Raw genomic sequence first — 1,896 nt, forward strand, 5'->3', positions numbered from 1 at the left:
CCGGCGCGCGGCGCGGCGGCGGGGTGAGCGGACTGGGCGGCCACAACGCCGCCATGGCCGTGCTCGAGTCCCGCTGACCGAAACCCGCCGGTCCGCACCGTAGGATCATCTGGTGCAAATCTCGTTATGGCTGGCGCTACTCGGCGCCACGCTGGTCATCAGCTTCACCCCCGGCGCCGGCGCCATCAACACCATGAGCAACTCGCTCAACGCCGGCTTCCGCCGTTCCATCTGGGGGATTTTGGGCCAGCAGGCCGCCCTGGTCGTCCACGTGGTGATCGTGGCGCTGGGCCTGGGCCTGCTGGTGTCCACGTCGCCGATGCTGTTCGCCGCCATCAAGTACGCGGGTGCGGTGTACCTGATCTACCTGGGCCTGCGGCAGTTCTTCGCCAAGCCGACGGGCGGCGCGGAAATCGAAGCGTCGCGGCGCAACGAGCCCGCCTTCTCCATGTTCCGGCGCGGACTTTGGGTCAACCTGCTCAACCCGAAGGCGATCGTCTTCTTCCTGGCCTTCATGCCCGGCTTCATCCGGCTGGACCAGCCCCAGCTGCCGCAGTACCTGGTCCTGATCGCCACCGTGGTGGTGGTGGACATCCTCGTGATGTGGTTCTTCTTCGCCGCCGCGGCCCGGTCCTTCCAGCGCTTTACCCGGACCACGCGCGGGCTGATGATGATGAACCGGGTCTTCGGCACGCTGTTCATCGCCGTCGGCCTCATGCTGGCGTTCCTGTAGCCCCGTTCTCATAGACTCAAGGACATGTACCGCACCATCGCCGCCAGCACCGGCAGCCCCTGCCGCCGCGATCCGGTCCGGGGACATCCCCCGGTCCGGGCCGCCGCCCCGACCGGATGCGGGGCAATCCGTGCGCACTAAGCCCGTACTGATCGCCGTCGACGGGCGCTCGGGGGCCGGCAAGACCACGCTGGCCGTGGAACTGGCAGCGATGCTGCGGGTCCACCGCACGGTATCGCTGTTCCATCTGGAGGACATCTACCCCGGCTGGCACGGCCTGGCCGGCGGGCAGCAGCGGTATCTGGAAACCGTGCTGCGGCCCCTGGCCGCCGGGGACAGCGCGCGCTGGACCGCCTGGGACTGGGACGGGAACGGCGACGGCGCCTCCCGCACCACGGAGCCGGCAGACGTGGTGGTGTTCGAGGGCGTCGGTGCCGCCCATGCCGCTGCCCGCGGGCTTCTCGACGCCGTGATCTGGCTGCAGGCGCCCTCCGCCGACCGGCGCACCCGGGCCCTGTCCCGGGACGGCGATACGTATGAACCGTTCTGGGACGTCTGGGCGGAGCAGGAAGAGGCCTGGCTGGCCGGCGACGACGTCGCGGCGGCTGCCGACGTCGTCGTCGAATCCGGTCCCTCCGGCACCGATCCGGCGCAGGTGCTCCACGCGCTGGCCTCGGTGCCCGCCCTCGAACACGCCCTGGCCCCGGAGCGTGCCGCCCGCGAGGGCGTCCGCCTGGTCGCCGAACGCCTGGCCGCCTATCCGGACGCCGAAGAAATCTACCGGCGCCTGTACGCCGGCTCCCCCCGCAGCGTCTGGCTGGACAGTTCCAACACCCGTGAATCCGCCGACCGCAACCGGATCAGCGTCCTGGCCGACGACGGCGGACCCTTCGGCGCCTGGGCCGAGCATCGCAACGGCACCACCATGGTCGGCCGGGGCAACGCCACCGCCCGGGTCCGTGGCGGTTTCTTCCGCTGGCTGGACACCGTGTGGGGACGCCGCACCGTCACCCTGCCGGCCGGGGTCCCCGGAAACTTCGCCCTGGGCTGGCTGGGCTACCTGGGCTACGAGCTCAAGCGCGAGACCGGGGGCTCGGACGTCGGTGCCGGGGTGCCGGACGGGGCGCCGGATGCCGCGCTGCTGTTCGCCGGCCGCGCCATCA

At 71.1% G+C, this 1,896-nt stretch carries 2 protein-coding genes; both read left to right on the top strand.

The genetic code is table 11. From position 1 onward, the window contains the following. The first annotated feature begins 112 nt into the window (after positions 1-112). The gene (locus AC5RV2_RS17515) at positions 113-733 is read left to right on the top strand and encodes a LysE family transporter (protein ID WP_494093391.1); all 621 of its coding nucleotides are present in this window, start codon (positions 113-115) and stop codon (positions 731-733) included. A gap of 130 nt (positions 734-863) precedes the next feature. Then, positions 864-1,896, top strand: a 1,033-nt coding sequence (locus AC5RV2_RS17520; RefSeq protein ID WP_494093392.1) for a nucleoside/nucleotide kinase family protein, incomplete at its 3' end; no start/stop codon positions are given.

The sequence above is a fragment of the Arthrobacter sp. Y3225116 genome, assembly GCF_059091245.1.